At 64.0% G+C, this 16,448-nt stretch carries 17 protein-coding genes; 9 read left to right on the forward strand and 8 right to left on the reverse strand.

Annotated elements, in window-relative coordinates; all coding sequences use genetic code 11:
• The first annotated feature begins 159 nt into the window (after window positions 1-159).
• Window positions 160-573 (forward strand): VOC family protein, encoded by a 414-nt coding sequence (locus HWX22_RS29525; protein WP_059534865.1) that lies wholly within the window; start codon window positions 160-162, stop codon window positions 571-573.
• Window positions 574-583: 10 nt separating this feature from the next.
• Here the strand turns inward: HWX22_RS29525 and HWX22_RS29530 are convergent, their stop codons facing one another.
• The 3 genes from HWX22_RS29530 to speG form a co-directional block, all read right to left on the reverse strand.
• Window positions 584-1,138 carry a YaeQ family protein gene (locus tag HWX22_RS29530; protein WP_006498691.1) on the reverse strand — a complete coding sequence of 185 codons (555 nt, stop codon included), beginning with the start codon at window positions 1,136-1,138 and terminating at the stop codon, window positions 584-586.
• A 178-nt stretch (window positions 1,139-1,316) separates the two neighbouring features.
• Window positions 1,317-1,664 (reverse strand): hypothetical protein, encoded by a 348-nt coding sequence (locus HWX22_RS29535; protein ID WP_044848669.1) that lies wholly within the window; start codon window positions 1,662-1,664, stop codon window positions 1,317-1,319.
• A 501-nt stretch (window positions 1,665-2,165) separates the two neighbouring features.
• The gene (gene speG / locus HWX22_RS29540) at window positions 2,166-2,708 is read right to left on the reverse strand and encodes a spermidine N1-acetyltransferase (protein ID WP_175916915.1); all 543 of its coding nucleotides are present in this window, start codon (window positions 2,706-2,708) and stop codon (window positions 2,166-2,168) included.
• Between the two features lie 152 nt (window positions 2,709-2,860).
• Between speG and HWX22_RS29545 the strand changes: the two genes are divergently transcribed.
• The 4 genes from HWX22_RS29545 (at window position 2,861) to HWX22_RS32300 (ending at window position 5,129) form a co-directional block, all read left to right on the forward strand.
• The gene (locus tag HWX22_RS29545; protein WP_006489933.1) at window positions 2,861-3,031 is read left to right on the forward strand and encodes a hypothetical protein; all 171 of its coding nucleotides are present in this window, start codon (window positions 2,861-2,863) and stop codon (window positions 3,029-3,031) included.
• 106 nt (window positions 3,032-3,137) lie between these two features.
• On the forward strand, window positions 3,138-3,386 hold the full coding sequence (locus HWX22_RS29550; protein ID WP_175916916.1) for a DUF2795 domain-containing protein: 249 nt from the start codon (window positions 3,138-3,140) through the stop codon (window positions 3,384-3,386).
• A 109-nt stretch (window positions 3,387-3,495) separates the two neighbouring features.
• Window positions 3,496-4,854 (forward strand): sensor domain-containing diguanylate cyclase, encoded by a 1,359-nt coding sequence (locus HWX22_RS29555; RefSeq protein WP_175916917.1) that lies wholly within the window; start codon window positions 3,496-3,498, stop codon window positions 4,852-4,854.
• A 149-nt stretch (window positions 4,855-5,003) separates the two neighbouring features.
• Window positions 5,004-5,129 carry a hypothetical protein gene (locus HWX22_RS32300; protein ID WP_256980637.1) on the forward strand — a complete coding sequence of 42 codons (126 nt, stop codon included), beginning with the start codon at window positions 5,004-5,006 and terminating at the stop codon, window positions 5,127-5,129.
• A 99-nt stretch (window positions 5,130-5,228) separates the two neighbouring features.
• Here HWX22_RS32300 and mnmE read toward each other — a convergent pair whose 3' ends face one another.
• Window positions 5,229-6,623, reverse strand: a complete 1,395-nt coding sequence (gene mnmE, locus HWX22_RS29560; RefSeq protein WP_175916918.1) for a tRNA uridine-5-carboxymethylaminomethyl(34) synthesis GTPase MnmE — start codon at window positions 6,621-6,623, stop codon at window positions 5,229-5,231.
• A gap of 336 nt (window positions 6,624-6,959) precedes the next feature.
• On the opposite strand from mnmE, the gene HWX22_RS29565 reads away from it, so the two are divergent.
• On the forward strand, window positions 6,960-7,397 hold the full coding sequence (locus HWX22_RS29565) for a helix-turn-helix transcriptional regulator (RefSeq protein WP_059819983.1): 438 nt from the start codon (window positions 6,960-6,962) through the stop codon (window positions 7,395-7,397).
• A gap of 132 nt (window positions 7,398-7,529) precedes the next feature.
• Here HWX22_RS29565 and yidC read toward each other — a convergent pair whose 3' ends face one another.
• The 4 genes from yidC to rpmH form a co-directional block, all read right to left on the reverse strand.
• Window positions 7,530-9,185, reverse strand: coding sequence for a membrane protein insertase YidC (gene yidC / locus HWX22_RS29570; RefSeq protein WP_059534854.1), 1,656 nt, complete (start codon window positions 9,183-9,185; stop codon window positions 7,530-7,532).
• An 8-nt stretch (window positions 9,186-9,193) separates the two neighbouring features.
• Window positions 9,194-9,460: a membrane protein insertion efficiency factor YidD gene (yidD, locus tag HWX22_RS29575; protein ID WP_006750110.1), complete on the reverse strand. Its 267-nt coding sequence runs from the start codon at window positions 9,458-9,460 to the stop codon at window positions 9,194-9,196.
• 75 nt (window positions 9,461-9,535) lie between these two features.
• Window positions 9,536-9,997: a ribonuclease P protein component gene (rnpA, locus tag HWX22_RS29580; protein WP_031401531.1), complete on the reverse strand. Its 462-nt coding sequence runs from the start codon at window positions 9,995-9,997 to the stop codon at window positions 9,536-9,538.
• A 15-nt stretch (window positions 9,998-10,012) separates the two neighbouring features.
• Window positions 10,013-10,147 (reverse strand): 50S ribosomal protein L34, encoded by a 135-nt coding sequence (gene rpmH / locus HWX22_RS29585; RefSeq protein ID WP_004198824.1) that lies wholly within the window; start codon window positions 10,145-10,147, stop codon window positions 10,013-10,015.
• Between the two features lie 422 nt (window positions 10,148-10,569).
• Between rpmH and dnaA the strand changes: the two genes are divergently transcribed.
• The 3 genes from dnaA (at window position 10,570) to gyrB (ending at window position 16,041) form a co-directional block, all read left to right on the forward strand.
• Window positions 10,570-12,096 (forward strand): chromosomal replication initiator protein DnaA, encoded by a 1,527-nt coding sequence (dnaA, locus tag HWX22_RS29590; RefSeq protein WP_244135314.1) that lies wholly within the window; start codon window positions 10,570-10,572, stop codon window positions 12,094-12,096.
• Window positions 12,097-12,266: 170 nt separating this feature from the next.
• Window positions 12,267-13,373, forward strand: coding sequence for a DNA polymerase III subunit beta (dnaN, locus tag HWX22_RS29595; protein ID WP_006756934.1), 1,107 nt, complete (start codon window positions 12,267-12,269; stop codon window positions 13,371-13,373).
• A gap of 193 nt (window positions 13,374-13,566) precedes the next feature.
• Window positions 13,567-16,041 (forward strand): DNA topoisomerase (ATP-hydrolyzing) subunit B, encoded by a 2,475-nt coding sequence (gyrB, locus tag HWX22_RS29600; RefSeq protein ID WP_175916920.1) that lies wholly within the window; start codon window positions 13,567-13,569, stop codon window positions 16,039-16,041.
• Window positions 16,042-16,448 lie beyond the last annotated feature (407 nt).

A 16,448-nucleotide genomic window follows, 5' to 3' on the forward strand; every position in this document is an offset into this window, starting at 1 on the left:
TTGGAACTGTCTCCTCCATGTCTCCTCCTGATATGGATTAAGCCCGTTCCGCTCTGCGTGAACGGGCTTTTTTTCGTCCGTCGATCGTGCCGCGTTCCCGCATATGTCGCCGGCGCGGTCTACACTCAGTGCACGCCATCCGCGAAGGAGTGCCCGCTCATGAAACCGACCATCCGCGCGATCGATCACGTCGTGCTACGCGTGACCGACATGGCTGCGATGACGCACTTTTACTGCGATGCCGTCGGCTGCCACGTGGAGAAGGAACAACCCGACCTGGGCCTTGTACAGTTGCGCGCCGGCGACGCGCTGATCGACCTGCTGTCGGTTGGCGGCCCGATCGACCGTCCCGACAGCGGCCCACCCGGCACCGGCCGCAATCTCGACCATCTCTGCCTGCGCGTCGAGCCATTCGACCCCGAAGCACTGATCGCGCATTTCGCCGCGCATGGCGCGCGCCCCGGCGCCCCCGCCGAACGTTACGGCGCCGGCGGCTACGGGCCGTCGATCTATCTGTTCGATCCCGAAGGGAACATGCTGGAATTCAAGGGGCCGCCCGCCGCGCTCGGCTGAGCGCCGGCCGTCACGCGTCGGCGCGCGCCTTCAGGACCGTCCATTCGACCGCGACGGGATCGTGATCGGCGCTCGAGATCCAGGCGGCGCCGTCCTGGACCGTGCACTGCAGGCGCATCGTACGCTCGGCGAGACGCCCCAGCGCGGCCGCGACACCGTCGGCCAGCGACAGCACCTGGACGTTGCGCAGTCGCTCCACCTTGCTGCGCACGCCCTGCCACCAGATGTCCGAGGTCTTGCCGCCGTACGCGATCACCGTGACCTGCCCGGCGCGGCCGGCCGCCTTCGAGATGCGCCGTTCGTCGGGCTGACCAGCCTCGATCCACACGTCGATCGCGCCCGTCAGGTCCTTCTGCCACAGATCGGGTTCGTCGACGTCCGACAGCCCCTTGCAGAATTCGAGACGCTCGTGCGCGAACAGCGCGAACGCGACGATGCGCACCATCATCCGGTCGTCGGTTTCCGACGGGTGACGGGCGACCGTCAACGCGTGATCGGCGTAGTAGTGCCGATCCATGTCGGCGATTTGCAGCTCGGCTTTGTAGATCGTGGATTTCAGCGCCATGCGGATACGGCCCGGGGCGGGCATTCGGTTCGGTCGGGCCGTGATGATACCGAATGCGCGGCGCCCGGCGCGTGACGGACGCTCCACAGCACGACGGCCCGGCATCGGCCGGGCCGCGTTCGTGCCGCGCCGCCGGCGGTTCCGGCCGGCGTGCGCGTGCGAGAGATGCGCGTGCGGGTTACTGCTTGACGAAGCGCGAATCGGTCCAGAGGCCTTGCTGGTCGCTGTTGTCGGCGCTGACGAACTGGACGTCGCCCTGATCGACCGACACCACGCGGAAACGCTGGCCTTCCGGCACCGACAGGCAACGGTAGTCGTCGAAATACTGCTGCTTCGCCTGCGACTTGCCGTCACGCTCGTGACTCAGTACGGAGTCCAGATTGTCTTTCGACAGACAGCCCCACGCATTCTTCGTCAGCTGGATTTCCTGCTTCGGCTGGACAGCCGCATCGCCGCCCGCCTGGGCGATCGACACCACGGAAAATGCGCCGACAAGGGCAAAGAGGACACCGGTACGTTTCATCATGTTCTGTCTCCAGGCTTGCGGGCATCAGGCTCGGTTAGCTATGTGTTTAAAGGTGATCGTGAACCCGCGTTTTTCACTTTAGAAGACCGGCAAGCGATATCAAGCACATTTGTTGTGCGATCGCAATAGCGGCGAATTGTCGCACCCTGCGCGCCCCCGATTTTTTGCTTGCCGCGCGCACGCGGTGTTACCTGCCTTCGGGTGAATTTGCCCGCGCCGCCGGGCGCAAAGTGCTGTCCAGCAAGACTGTCAGCGAAATCGCAATACGCCGATTGAACGGTTTGGATAATTCATTTCGATATCGAGATCGTTTTGATGCATTGCACATAAAGTCATCCGAAACGATATGAATTTACCGCAGTGCGGCACCGGAATTACCTGATACAAGAAAAATGCCAGGTATAAGCGCACTCGTATTTACCCGTATTTTCCAGAATGGGTCGAGCGCCCCGCAGCGCGTGGCCGCAGGGCGTCTTCGCCACTCTTTTTACCCGGCTTTATTCAGACCGATTGCGGCCGCTCGAAATAATCGCGCTGGAAGATGCACATGCGATAAGCGTTGTGATACGCGCCGTTTCCGAAAAATTCTTCCTTCAATTCCGCCTCGTGCTGGAATCCGCATTTCTCGTATACGTGGATTGCCGCCGCATTCGACGTATCGACGATTAGGTACACCTTGCGCATGTTCAGCACCTTGAACGCATATTCGATCGCGAGGCGCGTCGCCTGGCCCGCGTAGCCGCGCCCCTGGCATTGAGGCGCGATGATGATCTGGAACTCGCCGCGACGGTGGATGTAGTCGAGCTCGATCAGCTCGACGAGGCCGACCAGTTCGTCTTGCGGATCGACCGCGACGAAGCGGCGCTCGCGCTGGTCGTGCACATGGCGGTCATACAGTTGCGACAGCTCGGAGAAGGTTTCGTATGGCTCCTCGAACCAGTAGCGCATGATCTTCGCGTCGTTGTTCAGCTCATGAACGAAGCGCAGGTCCTGGCGCTCCAGCGGCCGCAGTGCAAGCGAGTGCTTGTCGTTCTGGAGTTGCATGTTCGTGTCCTTTTTGATGCCCGCGTGCGCGTGAAGCGTCCGTGCGGCGGTGCCGCGAACGAGGCGCGTTCCGCGCTGCAAGAAGTTGTCCGCGGGCGAAGTTCAGAGCCTAGAATGGGAGCAAGGGTTCCTGCCACCGCAAGGAGGCTATCGTGATCGAGCAAGTCATACTCGGCATCTTTCTCGTATTGCCACTCGTGATCGTGGCTGCGCTGTTCTCCGACGAACTGTGGCAGGAACATCGGCGCCAGCATCCGCGCGACGAAAACGCACCGCATATCGACTGGAAGCATCCGTGGCGCCGCGTGCGGCGCGGGCACTGAGTCGATCGCCATCCCCGCAGGCACTCCGTCCGGGCCGGTCGCCCCGAACCGAACGGGGGCCCCTTCCGCGAAGAACCGATTCCCGCTCAACCAGCGAGACGCCGACGTGAACGACAAATCCGCCCTCCCTCCGCACGATATCCCCGGCGAAGCGATCGATCTGCAGATCGCCGACGTGCTGGCCGCCGTCCGCTACCCGGCGAACAAGGATGCGATCGTCGACGCCGCGCGCGACGCCGGCGCGAGCAACGAAGTGCTGTCGATGCTCGAAGGCCTGCCCGAACAGGACTATGCGGACGTCGATGCCGTCACGCGCTGGGTCGCCGGCAACTTCGGCCCCGGCCTCGGGATTTGAGCGCGCGCGAATAACGCGATAGGATCGGGCGCACCGGTCGCATCGCGGCCGGATGTATGCTGCCCGGCGCCAAGACCGGGCATGACCGCACGAGCGCCCGGGGGAATCCATGGAAGGCATTCTGATCCAGCACACGTCGCGTCGGCAGCTCTGGTTCGGCGCGCTGACGGCGCTCGTCATCGTGCTCGCGCTCGGGATCGCCGTGCCGCACGCGAACGTCGCGCTGCCGGTCGTCGAGCCGTTCATGCCGATGTGCGCGCTGACCGTGTTCACCACCGCGAGCATCGCCGCCTTCTTCCTCGGCGCGCAGTTCACCGTCACCCGCCAGCCCGTGCTCGGTGCGCTCGGCGGTGCCTATGCATTCACCGCACTCGCCGTCGCGCTGCAATTGCTCACCTTTCCCGGCGTGTTCGCGCCGCAGGGCTTGTTCGGCGCGCGTCCGCAGAGTGCCGCGTGGATGTGGGTCTTCTGGCATGCCGGCTTTCCCTGCTTCGTGATGGCCGCGCTGCTCGCGCGCGAGCGACTCACGCGGGCGCCGGTCGGCGCCGCGCAGACGCGCCTGTGGACGTTCGCGCTGGTTGGCGGCCCGGCCGTCGCGGCCGCGCTGCTGTGCATGCTCGCGTTGAACGTGGCACTGCCGCCCGCGTTCCATCCGCCGGCCGACACGGCCGAGCTGCCCGTCAACGGGATCGCGCTGGTCGTATGGATCCTCAATGCGCTCGCGCTCGTCGCCGTGCTGGCCGCCGGCCGGCTGCGCACGACGCTCGACCTGTGGGTCGCGATCGCGGTGCTCGCCGGCCTCACCGACACGACGCTGAACCTGCTGACCACGAACCGCTTCACCGTCGGCTGGTATCTCGCGCGCGTGTTCAGCATGTTCACGCCCGGCGTGCTGGTGTGCGTGCTCGCGTGGGAAGTGACGAAGCTGTATCAGCAGCTGTTCGAAGCACATGCGACGCTGGTTCGTTCGTCCGCGCGCGACGGGCTGACCGGCGCGTTCAACCGCAGCCACTTCAACGATCATTTCCATACGCTGTTCCTGCAGGCGCGGCGGCAAAGCGAGCCGTTGTCGCTGCTGATGGTCGACGTCGATCACTTCAAGGCCTACAACGACGCGTTCGGTCACGTGAAGGGCGATGCATGCCTGATCGCCGTCGCGAATGCGCTGGCCGGTGCGGTGCGACGTCCCGCCGATATCGTCGCGCGCTACGGCGGCGAGGAGTTTGCGATCGTGCTGCCGAACACCGGCGCGCGCGGTGCGCGGGTCGTTGCCGAGGAAGCGCGCGAAGCGGTGCTGCGGCTCGATCTCCCGATGCCTTCGTCGCCGGCGGGGCGCGTGAGTGTCAGCGTCGGTTGCGCGACGGTGTCGGCCGAGGATCTGTCGACGCCGGATGCATTGATCGAAGCTGCCGATGCCGCGCTATACCACGCGAAGGATGCGGGGCGAAACTGCGTCGTCGTGGCGTGAAAACGTCTGCGGATTGGCGATTTGTTACGGTCATTGTGACCGGAATAATCCGCCGTTACGGATTGCGGCACCGGGAAACGATCGCTTACAGCCGCTGTTGACGGCGCTCGCTATGCTGGATTCATGTCGAATCCGAGCAGGTGAACGCGATGAAGAAAACCCTTTTGCTGATTGCCGGCGTGGCCGTGTTGTTGAGCGGCTGCATCGTGGTGCCTGATGGTGGCGGGTATTACGGTGATGGCGGGTATTACCATCATCATCGCCATTGGGATTGATGCATTCCGCTTCGGCTGCCGCGATGACGCCGTCCGGATCGGATCAGCCGATTGATCCGGACTGCCGCGGGATGACCCTGGACAACCTTGGGCGGCCGTTTATTTCCCGATACAGAACCTGCTGAAAATCACCCCCAGCAGGTCATCCGAAGTGAACTCGCCGGTAATCGCATTGAGCTGCTCCTGCGCCAACCGGAGCTCCTCCGCAAACAGATCGAGCGATTGCGCCCGCTGCTCCGCGTGATCGGCCGCCTGCGCGAGATGCTCCTGCGCAGCCCGCAACGCAATCAAATGCCGTTCGCGCGCCAGATAAACACCTTCGGCGCCCGCCTGCCACCCCGCGATCCGCAGCAACTCCGCGCGCAGCATGTCAATCCCGTCACCGCGCTTCGCCGACAGATGCACCTCGGTCAGGTCGCCTTCGGCCGCCGGATGGTCGACGCACGCCGGCACGCCGGTCAGATCCGTCTTGTTCAGCACCCGCACCACCGGCACGCCATCCGGGAATCGCGCCGCGATCGACTCGTCGTCCACCGTCATCCCCGTGCGCGAATCGAGCAGGTGCAGCACGACGTCCGCGCGCTCGATCTCGCTCCATGTCCGCGCGATCCCGATCCGCTCGACTTCGTCCTCCGTCTCGCGCAACCCGGCCGTATCGATGATGTGCAACGGAATCCCTTCGACCTGGATCGTCTGCGCGACCTTGTCGCGCGTCGTGCCCGCGATCGGCGTGACGATCGCCAGTTCCGCGCCGGCCAGCGCGTTCAGCAGCGACGACTTGCCGACGTTCGGCTGCCCCGCGAGCACGACCGACAACCCCTCGCGCAGCAGCGCGCCCTGCCGCGCGTCGCCGAGCACGTGCGCCAGTTGCTCGCGGATCTTCGCGAGCTTGCCGCGCGCGTCGGCCGCTTCCAGGAAGTCGATTTCCTCTTCCGGGAAATCGAGCGTCGCCTCGACCAGCATCCGCAGCGTGATCACATCCTCGACGAGCGCGTGGATCTGTCGCGAGAACGCGCCGTCGAGCGAGCGCCCGGCCGAGCGCGCCGCCGCTTCCGTGCTCGCCTCGATCAGATCGGCGACGGCCTCGGCCTGCGCAAGGTCCAGCTTGTCGTTCAGAAACGCGCGCCGCGTGAACTCGCCCGGTTCCGCGAGCCGCAGCCCGAAGCCGCGCCCCGCATCCAGGCAGCGCTGCAGCAGCAGCTGCATCACGATCGGCCCGCCATGCCCCTGCAGTTCCAGCACGTGCTCGCCGGTGTACGAATGCGGCGCGGGGAAATACAGTGCGATCCCGCGGTCGAGCGGCGCGCCGTGCTCGTCGAGGAACGGCACGTGGCTCGCATGGCGTGGCGCGAGCCGCTGCCCGCACAATGCGTCGATCAGCGGCAACGCGGCCGCCTCGCCGCCGCGCCCGAACGACACGCGGACGACGCCGATGCCGCCACGGCCGGCAGCGGTGGCAATGGCGACGATCGGATCGGAATCGGTAGCAAGCATGGGAATCGGATGAATCGGGTGAACAGAGGGTCAATGATGCGCCCGCGCAACGGTGCGGGCATCGGGACGCCGGCATTGTAGCGTGCCGGCCGGCGCGCCACCGGACGCCGCGTCGGTTTCGGAATCGCCCGAATTTATCCCGACGGAGCTAAGGCGAGTATCAATTCCACGCTCGCCCATACTGTCTATTTCGGACGAACAGGCCTGCCGGATTGGCCCGACGCTGCGCCCCCAATTCCTCGCCACGGCCCGCGGCAGGTTGGGATTCATCCAAATGAGCTACGTTTAGCCTATATGGTTGTCTGAAAGGCGTCGGTGGAATTGCACAATCACCCCATGCCGACACCCGAAGAAAAATCAGCGTTTTCGGAACGCCTGAAATTCGCCTTGAGGCGCAGCCCGGAGAAGATCACCGGCGCGACCGAACTCGCGAACCGGTTCAATCTGCGTCACCATGGCGCCCAGCCGGTTTCACCGCAAACCGCGCACAAATGGCTGACCGGCCGGACGATTCCGACGCCGGACAAACTCGAAACGCTCGCCGACTGGTTGCGCGTCGAACTGCATTGGCTGCATTACGGCCCGTCGCCGAGCGTGACCGAACATCCGACGCCGCAACCACTGCCGCGCGACGAGCGCTATCCGCCGACGCCCGAGACGATCGAACTCGCGTCGAAGATCGAGTCACTGCCGCCACATCAACGCTACCTCGTTCAGGAACTGATCGAGCAGTTCTACGGCAGCGACCCGAAAATCGAAGCGAAGAAGGCCTGAACGGAAGCGGTCGACCTCCACACACGCCGCCGCACCGCCACCCACCGGAAACGAAAAAAGCCGCATGGAAAAAACCATGCGGCTTTTTTACGTGCATCGCGGGCGGCTGGCCGTCCGCGTATGCGACGGGCGTCAGGCCTTCTTGCCGCCGCCGAGCTTGCGCGTGATGTAGTACTGCTGCGCGATCGACAGCACGTTGTTCACAACGTAGTACAGCACCAGACCGGCCGGGAAGAAGAAGAACATCACCGAGAACGCGATCGGCATGAACTTCATCATCTTCGCCTGGACCGGGTCCGGCGGCGTCGGGTTCAGGCTCGTCTGCACGAACATCGAGACGGCCATCAGCACCGGCAGGATGAAGAACGGATCGCGCTGCGACAGGTCGTGAATCCAGAGAATCCACGGCGCACCGCGCATTTCGACCGAGGCGAGCAGCACCCAGTACAGCGAGATGAACACCGGAATCTGGATCACCACCGGCAGGCAGCCGCCGAACGGATTGACCTTCTCGGTCTTGTACAGCTCCATCAGCGCGGCGTTCATCTTCTGCGGATCGCTCTTGAAGCGTTCGCGCAGCGCCTGCATGCGCGGCGTGATTTCCTTCATGCGCGCCATCGACTTGTAGCTCGCGGCCGACAGCGGGAAGAACACGGCCTTGATCAGGACCGTCAGCAGCACGATCGCCCAGCCCCAGTTGCCGACGAAGCCGTGGATCTTCTCGAGCAGCCAGAACAGCGGCTTCGCGATGATCGTCACCCAGCCGTAGTCCTTCACGAGCTCCAGGCCCGGCGCGATGCCTTCGAGCATGCGCTCTTCTTCCGGACCCGCGAACAGGCGTGCCTGCACGTCGGCCGACTGGCCCGGCGCGATCGCCGCGACCGGCTGCTTCACGCCGACGCGGTACAGCGTCGGGTCGATCTTTTCAGCGTAGATATCGCGCTTCACGCCCTGCTGCGGAATCCAGGCCGACGCGAAGTAGTGCTGCACCATCGCGACCCAGCCGTTGTCGGCGGAGTTCACGAAGTCGGCCTTGTTCTTGTCGAGGTCGCTGAAGTTGATCTTCTGGAAGTGCTTCGCGTCCGTGTAGACCGCCGGCCCGAGGAACGTATGCGAGAACATCGGCGTTTCGACGGCCGTGTTGTCGCGCACCAGTTCCATGTAGACCGTCGGCGTGACCGGTGCCGTGCCGACGTTGTCGATCTTGGTGTCGACGCCGATCACATAGCTGCCGCGCGTGAACGTGTAGGTCTTCACGACCTTCACGCCGCCCTTCACCGGCGATTCGAACGACAGCTTCAGCGTGTTCTGGTCGCCCGTCAGCGACGTCGAGCCGGGGTTCAGCTGCGTGTAGACGTCGTTGTGGTTCGGGAAGTCGCCGCCGAGCAGGCCCGAGCGCGCGAGATACGTGTGGCCGGCCGTGTGGTCGAACAGCGTGATGTACAGGTCCGGCTGCTTGCCGTCGCCCTGCTTCTTCAGCGTCAGCTTCGCGAGCGTGCCGCCGCGCGTGTCGATTTCGCCGTCATACACGTCGGTCGAGAACTTCACGAGCTGCGCCTGCGCGGCCGGTGCCGTCGTCGACGGTGCGGCGCCTGCTGCTGCGGCAGGCACTTCACCTGCGGTCGTCGTCGCGCCCGTGCCCGATGCACCGCCGGCAGCCGCGGGGGCCGTCTGCGTGGCGCTCGGGAAGAACATCGACGGGCGTCCATGGTCGCGCTGCCAGTTGTCGTACAGCATGACAGCTGACATGAAGAAGATCACCCATAGGACGGTGCGTTTGATATCCATGCGTTGTCTCAGAGTCGATGGGACCGCGCGTCGGCTTCGCCGCGAGCGCGAGTGTCGGAGTTGGGCGGCGGGACGAGGTCGATGCCGCCCGCAGAAAACGGATGGCATCGGCACACGCGCCTGACGGCGAGATACGTGCCGCGCGCGGCGCCATGATACTGGATTGCCTCGCGCGCGTAATCCGAACAGGAAGGATAAAAACGGCAACGGTTGCCGAGCATCGGGCTCACGGCAACCTTGTAGAAGCGCAGCAAGGCGATCAATACCGTTTCCATACCTTGGGCGGCGCCGTTCGACGCCGCGTCAAAACCGGCCGGGCGGGCGCGAACGCCGCACCACGGACGGATGCGTCACTCGGACGCGGGCTTCGACGCCCGGCGCGCGATCTCCCGGACTGCCCTGTCGAGCAGTTCGCGGATTTCGGCCGCGCACATCGCCGCGAGCGGGGCGGAAGCCGCACTCGGCAGCGCTTTCTTGTCGAAGCGCGTGTGCTGCCGCAGCAGCAGGTCGTAACCGGCGAATTCGGCCCGGCGCAGGCGAAACGCGTCGCGCGCCAGCCGCTTCACGAGGTTGCGCGTGACTGCTCGCGGCGCATACTTCTTGCCGATGACGAGCCCCAGACGGGCGGGCTGGCCAGTCGGCTTGCCGTAGATCACGAAGTGCGCGGAGCGCCGCCAAGGGCGCAAACGAAAAACGGATGAAAATTCATCCGTTTTCAGAAGTCGCGCAGCTTTCGGAAAGGCGGCTTTCGTCTGCGACGGATTCGCACCCGGCTCGACGGCACCTTCCGCAGGACTGCGGACGGCGGACACAGCGCGCAACCTGCCTTAGATGGCGAGGCGCTTGCGGCCCTTCGCGCGGCGAGCGTTGATGACCTTGCGGCCACCTGCCGTCTTCATGCGGACACGGAAGCCATGGGTGCGCTTGCGGCGCGTCACGGACGGTTGGTAAGTACGTTTCATGATGTTCTCACTTGTTCGAGAATGTCGAAATTCAGGGGACCGCGTGCCCTTAACCGGAGGCATTCGGGCGAACGCAATCGCCGGGAATACAGGATTGGTTTTCGCGGAACCCGCTATTTAAACCGTTTTTCTCTTGACGGTCAATACTTTAGGAGTCGTCCGCCTGTTCCGGCCCACGCCGATCCGGCCCCGCGACCCACAATCCCGGCCTGTGGATAACTCCCGCTGTGGCCGCGTTTGGCGGTAGAATCTCGCCTTATCTCCAAGAATCCCGCACGCCGCTTCGGCCCGCGCCTGCCCCTCCAACACTGTGTGAGCAGGCGTCCGAGGCACGCTCGCACGACCGCTTCGGGCCTTGTTGCGCAATCGCGACAAGGGCGCCGGCGAGCCGCGCTGTGCATGCAAAAAACGACAGTTACTTGATGAACGATTTCTGGCAACACTGTTCCGCACTGCTGGAGCGCGAGCTGACGCCCCAGCAGTACGTGACGTGGATCAAACCCTTGGCCCCGGTGGCCTTCGATGCGTCGGCGAACACGCTGTCCATCGCCGCGCCGAACCGCTTCAAGCTGGACTGGGTCAAGAGCCAGTTTTCGGGTCGGATCTCCGATCTGGCCCGCGAATTCTGGAACACGCCGATCGAAGTCCAGTTCGTCCTCGATCCGAAGGCCGGCATGCGCAGCGCCCCCGCAGGCGCCGCGGCCGCCCCGCGCGCGCCGCTGGCGCCGAGCGGGCCTGCCGCGACGGTCGCCGCGATCGCCGCCAACCTGACCGCGAATGCCGCCGCCGCGCACCACCTGAACGCCGACGACGCCGACATCGATCTACCGAGCCTGCCCGCGCATGAAGCGGCCGCCGGCCGCCGCACGTGGCGCCCCGGCCCCGGCGCCGCACCCGCCAACGGCGGCGAAGCCGATTCGATGTACGAACGTTCGAAGCTGAACCCCGTGCTCACGTTCGACAACTTCGTGACGGGTAAGGCGAACCAGCTCGCGCGCGCCGCCGCGATCCAGGTCGCGGACAACCCCGGCATCTCGTACAACCCGCTGTTCCTGTACGGCGGCGTCGGCCTCGGCAAGACCCACCTGATCCACGCGATCGGCAACCAGTTGCTGCTCGACAAGGCCGGCGCGCGGATCCGCTACATCCACGCCGAGCAATACGTGTCCGACGTGGTGAAGGCATATCAGCGCAAGGCGTTTGACGACTTCAAGCGCTATTACCACTCGCTCGACCTGCTGCTGATCGACGATATCCAGTTCTTCTCCGGCAAGTCGCGCACGCAAGAGGAGTTCTTCTACGCGTTCGAGGCGCTCGTCGCGAACAAGGCGCAGGTGATCATCACCAGCGACACGTATCCGAAGGAGATCTCGGGCATCGACGATCGCCTGATCTCGCGCTTCGACTCCGGCCTCACCGTCGCGATCGAGCCGCCCGAGCTGGAAATGCGCGTCGCGATCCTGATGCGCAAGGCGCAGTCGGAAGGCGTGAACCTGTCGGAGGACGTCGCGTTCTTCGTCGCGAAGCACCTGCGCTCGAACGTGCGCGAGCTCGAAGGCGCGCTGCGCAAGATCCTCGCGTATTCGAAGTTCCACGGCCGCGAGATCTCGATCGAGCTGACCAAGGAAGCGCTGAAGGACCTGCTGACCGTGCAGAACCGGCAGATTTCGGTCGAGAACATCCAGAAGACCGTCGCCGACTTCTACAACATCAAGGTCGCAGATATGTACTCGAAGAAGCGTCCGGCGAACATCGCGCGGCCGCGGCAGATTGCGATGTACCTGGCGAAGGAGCTCACGCAGAAGAGCCTGCCGGAAATCGGCGAGCTGTTCGGCGGGCGCGATCACACCACCGTGCTGCACGCGGTGCGCAAGATCGCGGACGAGCGCAGCAAGGACGCGCAGCTCAACCACGAGCTGCACGTGCTGGAACAGACGCTGAAGGGCTGAGCGCGCGCACCGCGCTTGATAATTCGGCCTCCGCCCCAATTTAAGGGGGGCGGTTCGGTTTTGAGGCACAATACTGGTTTGACCGCCCCGGTGGTGGCGGGCCAAGAGCCCGGCCGGCGGGGCGCTGCGAGGCTGCTGCGCTGCAGGCCGTTACTCAACGAAGGAACTCTATGCAACTGGTCAAGACCGAACGAGACACACTCCTCAGGCCGCTGCAAACGGTCAGCGGCATCGTCGAACGCCGCCATACGTTGCCGATCCTCGCCAACCTGCTGATCACCAAGAACGGCCCGGACGTTTCATTCCTGTCGACCGACCTGGAGCTGCAGATCACCACGCGCGCCGATTTCGGCGTCGGCGGCGACCAGGTGGCCACCACCGTCGCGGCCCGCAAGCTGCTCGACATCCTGCGCGCGATGCCTGACGGCCAGGTCACGCTTTCGCTCGCCGACAAGCGCCTCACCGTTCAGTCCGGCAAGAGCCGCTTCGCACTGCAGACGCTCGCGGCCGACGAGTTCCCGACCGTCGCGCAGGCGAAGGATTTCGGCGCCACGCTCACCGTCCCGCAGAAGTCGTTCCGCCAGCTGCTCGGCATGGTGCACTTCGCGATGGCGCAGCAGGACATCCGCTACTACCTGAACGGCATGCTGCTCGTCGTCGACGGCGACCAGCTGATGGCCGTGGCCACCGACGGCCACCGCCTCGCGTTCTCGTCGATGAAGCTCGAAGGCGGCACGTTCGGCCGCCAGGAAGTCATCGTGCCGCGCAAGACGATTCTCGAGCTGCAGCGCCTGCTCGAGGACATCGACGACACCGTCACCATCGACATCGCGCAGACCCAGGCCAAGTTCACGTTCGGCCAGGTCGAGCTCGTGTCGAAACTCGTCGAGGGCAAGTTCCCCGACTTCCAGCGCGTGATCCCGAAGGCGCACAAGAACACGTTCGAGATCGGCCGTGAAGAGCTGCAGCGTTCGCTGCAGCGCGCGGCGATCCTGACTTCGGACAAGTTCAAGGGCGTGCGCTGCATCATCGCGCCGGGCCAGCTGAAGATCATGTCGACCAACGCCGATCAGGAAGAGGCGCAGGAAGAACTGGAAATCGCCTACCAGGGCGATACCGTCGACATCGGCTTCAACGTCACGTATCTGCTCGACGTGCTCGCGAACCTGAAGGTCGACACCGTGCAGGTGAGCCTCGGCGACGCCAGCTCGAGCGCGCTGATTACCGTGCCCGAGAACGACGAGTTCAAGTATGTCGTGATGCCGATGCGCATCTGACGCGCTCGACATCACGATACACACCAGGGGGCGGCAAGCCCCTTTGGCGTTTTTATGGCGAACCGACAACCCGTCCCTTTGGCGCCTTTTCGGCGCTTCGGACGGGCCAGGAAACTGGAGCGGCCCGGCGATTTCTCTCGCTGAAACGCACCGCGCCGCCACGAGAGTGGCCTCGCAGAACCGGAAGATATCCATGAGTGAACAGCACAATTCGCAACCCGATAACAGCAGCTACGGCGCCTCGTCGATCCAGATCCTCGAAGGTCTGGAAGCGGTGCGCAAGCGCCCCGGGATGTACATCGGCGACACGTCTGACGGCACCGGTCTGCACCACCTCGTATTCGAGGTGCTCGACAACTCGATCGACGAAGCGTTGGCCGGGTACTGCAACGACATCCACGTGACGATTCACGCCGATAACTCGATTTCCGTGACCGACAACGGCCGCGGGATTCCGACCGACGTGAAGATGAACGACAAGCACGAGCCGAAGCGTAGCGCGGCTGAAATCGTGATGACCGAGCTGCATGCCGGCGGGAAGTTCGACCAGAACAGCTACAAGGTGTCCGGCGGCCTGCACGGCGTGGGCGTGTCGTGCGTGAACGCGCTGTCGAGCTGGCTGCGCCTCACCGTGCGCCGCGACGGCAAGAAGCGTTTCATGGAGTTCCATCGCGGCATCGCGCAGGACCGCGTGCTCGAGACCGTGGACGGCGTGGAAGTGTCGCCGATGCATGTGGTTGGCGATACCGAGAACCGCGGCACCGAAGTGCACTTCATGGCCGATCCGACCATTTTCGGCACGGTCGAGTATCACTACGACATCCTCGCGAAGCGGATGCGCGAGCTTTCGTTCCTGAACAACGGCGTGCGGATTCGTCTCACGGACCTGCGCTCGGGCAAGGAAGACGATTTCGCGTTCGCCGGCGGTGTGAAGGGCTTCGTCGAGTACATCAACAAGACGAAGACCAACCTGCACCCGACGGTTTTCTTCGCCAACGGCGAGAAGGACGGCGTGGGCGTCGAAGTCGCGATGCAGTGGAACGACAGCTACAACGAAAACGTGCTGTGCTTCACGAACAACATTCCGCAGCGCGACGGCGGCACGCACCTGACCGGCCTGCGGGCCGCGATGACGCGCGTCATCAACAAGTACATCACCGACAACGAAATCGCGAAGAAGGCGAAGGTCGAGACGACCGGCGACGACATGCGCGAAGGGCTGTCGTGCGTGCTGTCCGTGAAGGTGCCGGAGCCGAAGTTCAGCTCGCAGACGAAGGACAAGCTGGTTTCTTCTGAGGTTCGTGCGCCGGTTGAAGAGGTTGTGGCGAAGGCGCTGGAAGAATTCCTGCTCGAGACGCCGATCGACGCGAAGATCATTTGCGGGAAGATCGTTGAGGCTGCTCGGGCGCGGGATGCTGCGCGGAAGGCGCGTGAAATGACGCGACGCAAGGGCGTGCTCGATGGCGTTGGGCTGCCGGGCAAGCTCGCGGATTGTCAGGAGAAGGATCCGGCCAAGTGCGAAATCTACATCGTCGAGGGTGACTCGGCAGGTGGGTCGGCCAAGCAAGGGCGTGATCGCAAGTTCCAGGCGATCCTGCCGCTGCGCGGCAAGGTGCTAAACGTCGAGAAGGCGCGCTACGACAAGCTGCTGTCGTCGGAGCAGATCGTCACGCTCGTGACCGCGCTTGGGTGCGGGATCGGCAAGGAAGACTACAACCTCGACAAGCTGCGCTATCACCGCATCATCATCATGACCGACGCGGACGTCGACGGTGCGCACATCCGGACGCTGCTGCTTACGTTCCTCTATCGCCAGATGCCGGACATGATCGAGCGCGGGTACGTGTATATCGCGCAGCCGCCGCTTTACAAGATCAAGGCGGGCAAGGACGAGCGGTATCTGAAGGATGACGTGGAGCTCAACGCGCATATGCTACGGTTGGCGCTGCAAGGGTCGGAGCTGGTGCCTGGGGAGAATGCGGCGGCGATTTCCGGTGATGCGCTTGGGGAGCTGGCGCGGTCGTATCTGCTGTCGCAGAGCGTGATCGAGCGGTTGAGCCGGTTGTATGACCCGGCCGCGCTGGAAGCGGTCATGGATGGGGTGGTGATCGATCTGTCCACTGAGGCTTCGACTGAGGCTTCGGCGAAGGCGCTGCACGCTGCATTGCATGATGAAGCGCTGAAGAACGAAGTGCGTGTCGTGCCTTCGTATGATCCGGTTCGCGAACAGCGGGCGCTGCACGTCGAACGCACCCATCACGGCAACGTGCGAGTTTCGGTCATCGACCAGGAATTCCAGCACACGGCGGATTATCAGCAGCTCGTGACCACCGCGAATACGTTCAAGGGGCTTATCGGGGAAGGTGCGGTCATCAAGCGCGGTGAGCGCAGCATGGCTGTCGCGGACTTCAAGAGCGCGATGAAGTGGCTATTGGCGGATGCTGAACGGAACGTTTCGAAGCAGCGGTATAAGGGGCTGGGGGAGATGAACCCCGAGCAGCTGTGGGAAACGACGATGGATCCGGCAGTGCGGCGTCTGCTGCGTGTGCAGATCGAAGACGCGATTGCGGCGGATGGGATCTTTACTACCCTCATGGGGGATGATGTCGAGCCGCGACGGGCGTTTATCGAGTCGAATGCGTTGCGGGCGGGGAATATTGACGTTTGACGGCGCCGCAGCCGTAGGGCGCCAAAGTAAGTGCGACTGGCGCCACAGTTTTGCGACTGGACGACAAAGTTTGCGCGACTAGCCTACCGACGAGCTGCATACCGGTCCTGTCGAAAACCAGACCGGGCGAAACCATAATCCGCAGGTCCGGGCTTCCAGTCCCTGATTCGCCACCACGCATTGCCAAGGCTGCGCGCTTCCGCAAGGAGCGCGCAGTTTTGCTTTGGATCCTTGGAAATCAAGGGCTTGGAAGGGATAAACCAGTCTCTCCAGGCTGCCGGTTGCGTATTTCGGCGAACGTGATCAGCGATTTCGGTTGAACGTGATCAGTGGTTCCGATTGATGGTGATCGGCCGTTTCGGTCGAAGGTGATCGCTGATCACCGGTTTCCGAAACGAGCGATCATC

The organism is Burkholderia sp. BCC1638 (assembly GCF_902833195.1).
In the GTDB taxonomy this organism is placed as follows: domain Bacteria; phylum Pseudomonadota; class Gammaproteobacteria; order Burkholderiales; family Burkholderiaceae; genus Burkholderia; species Burkholderia diffusa.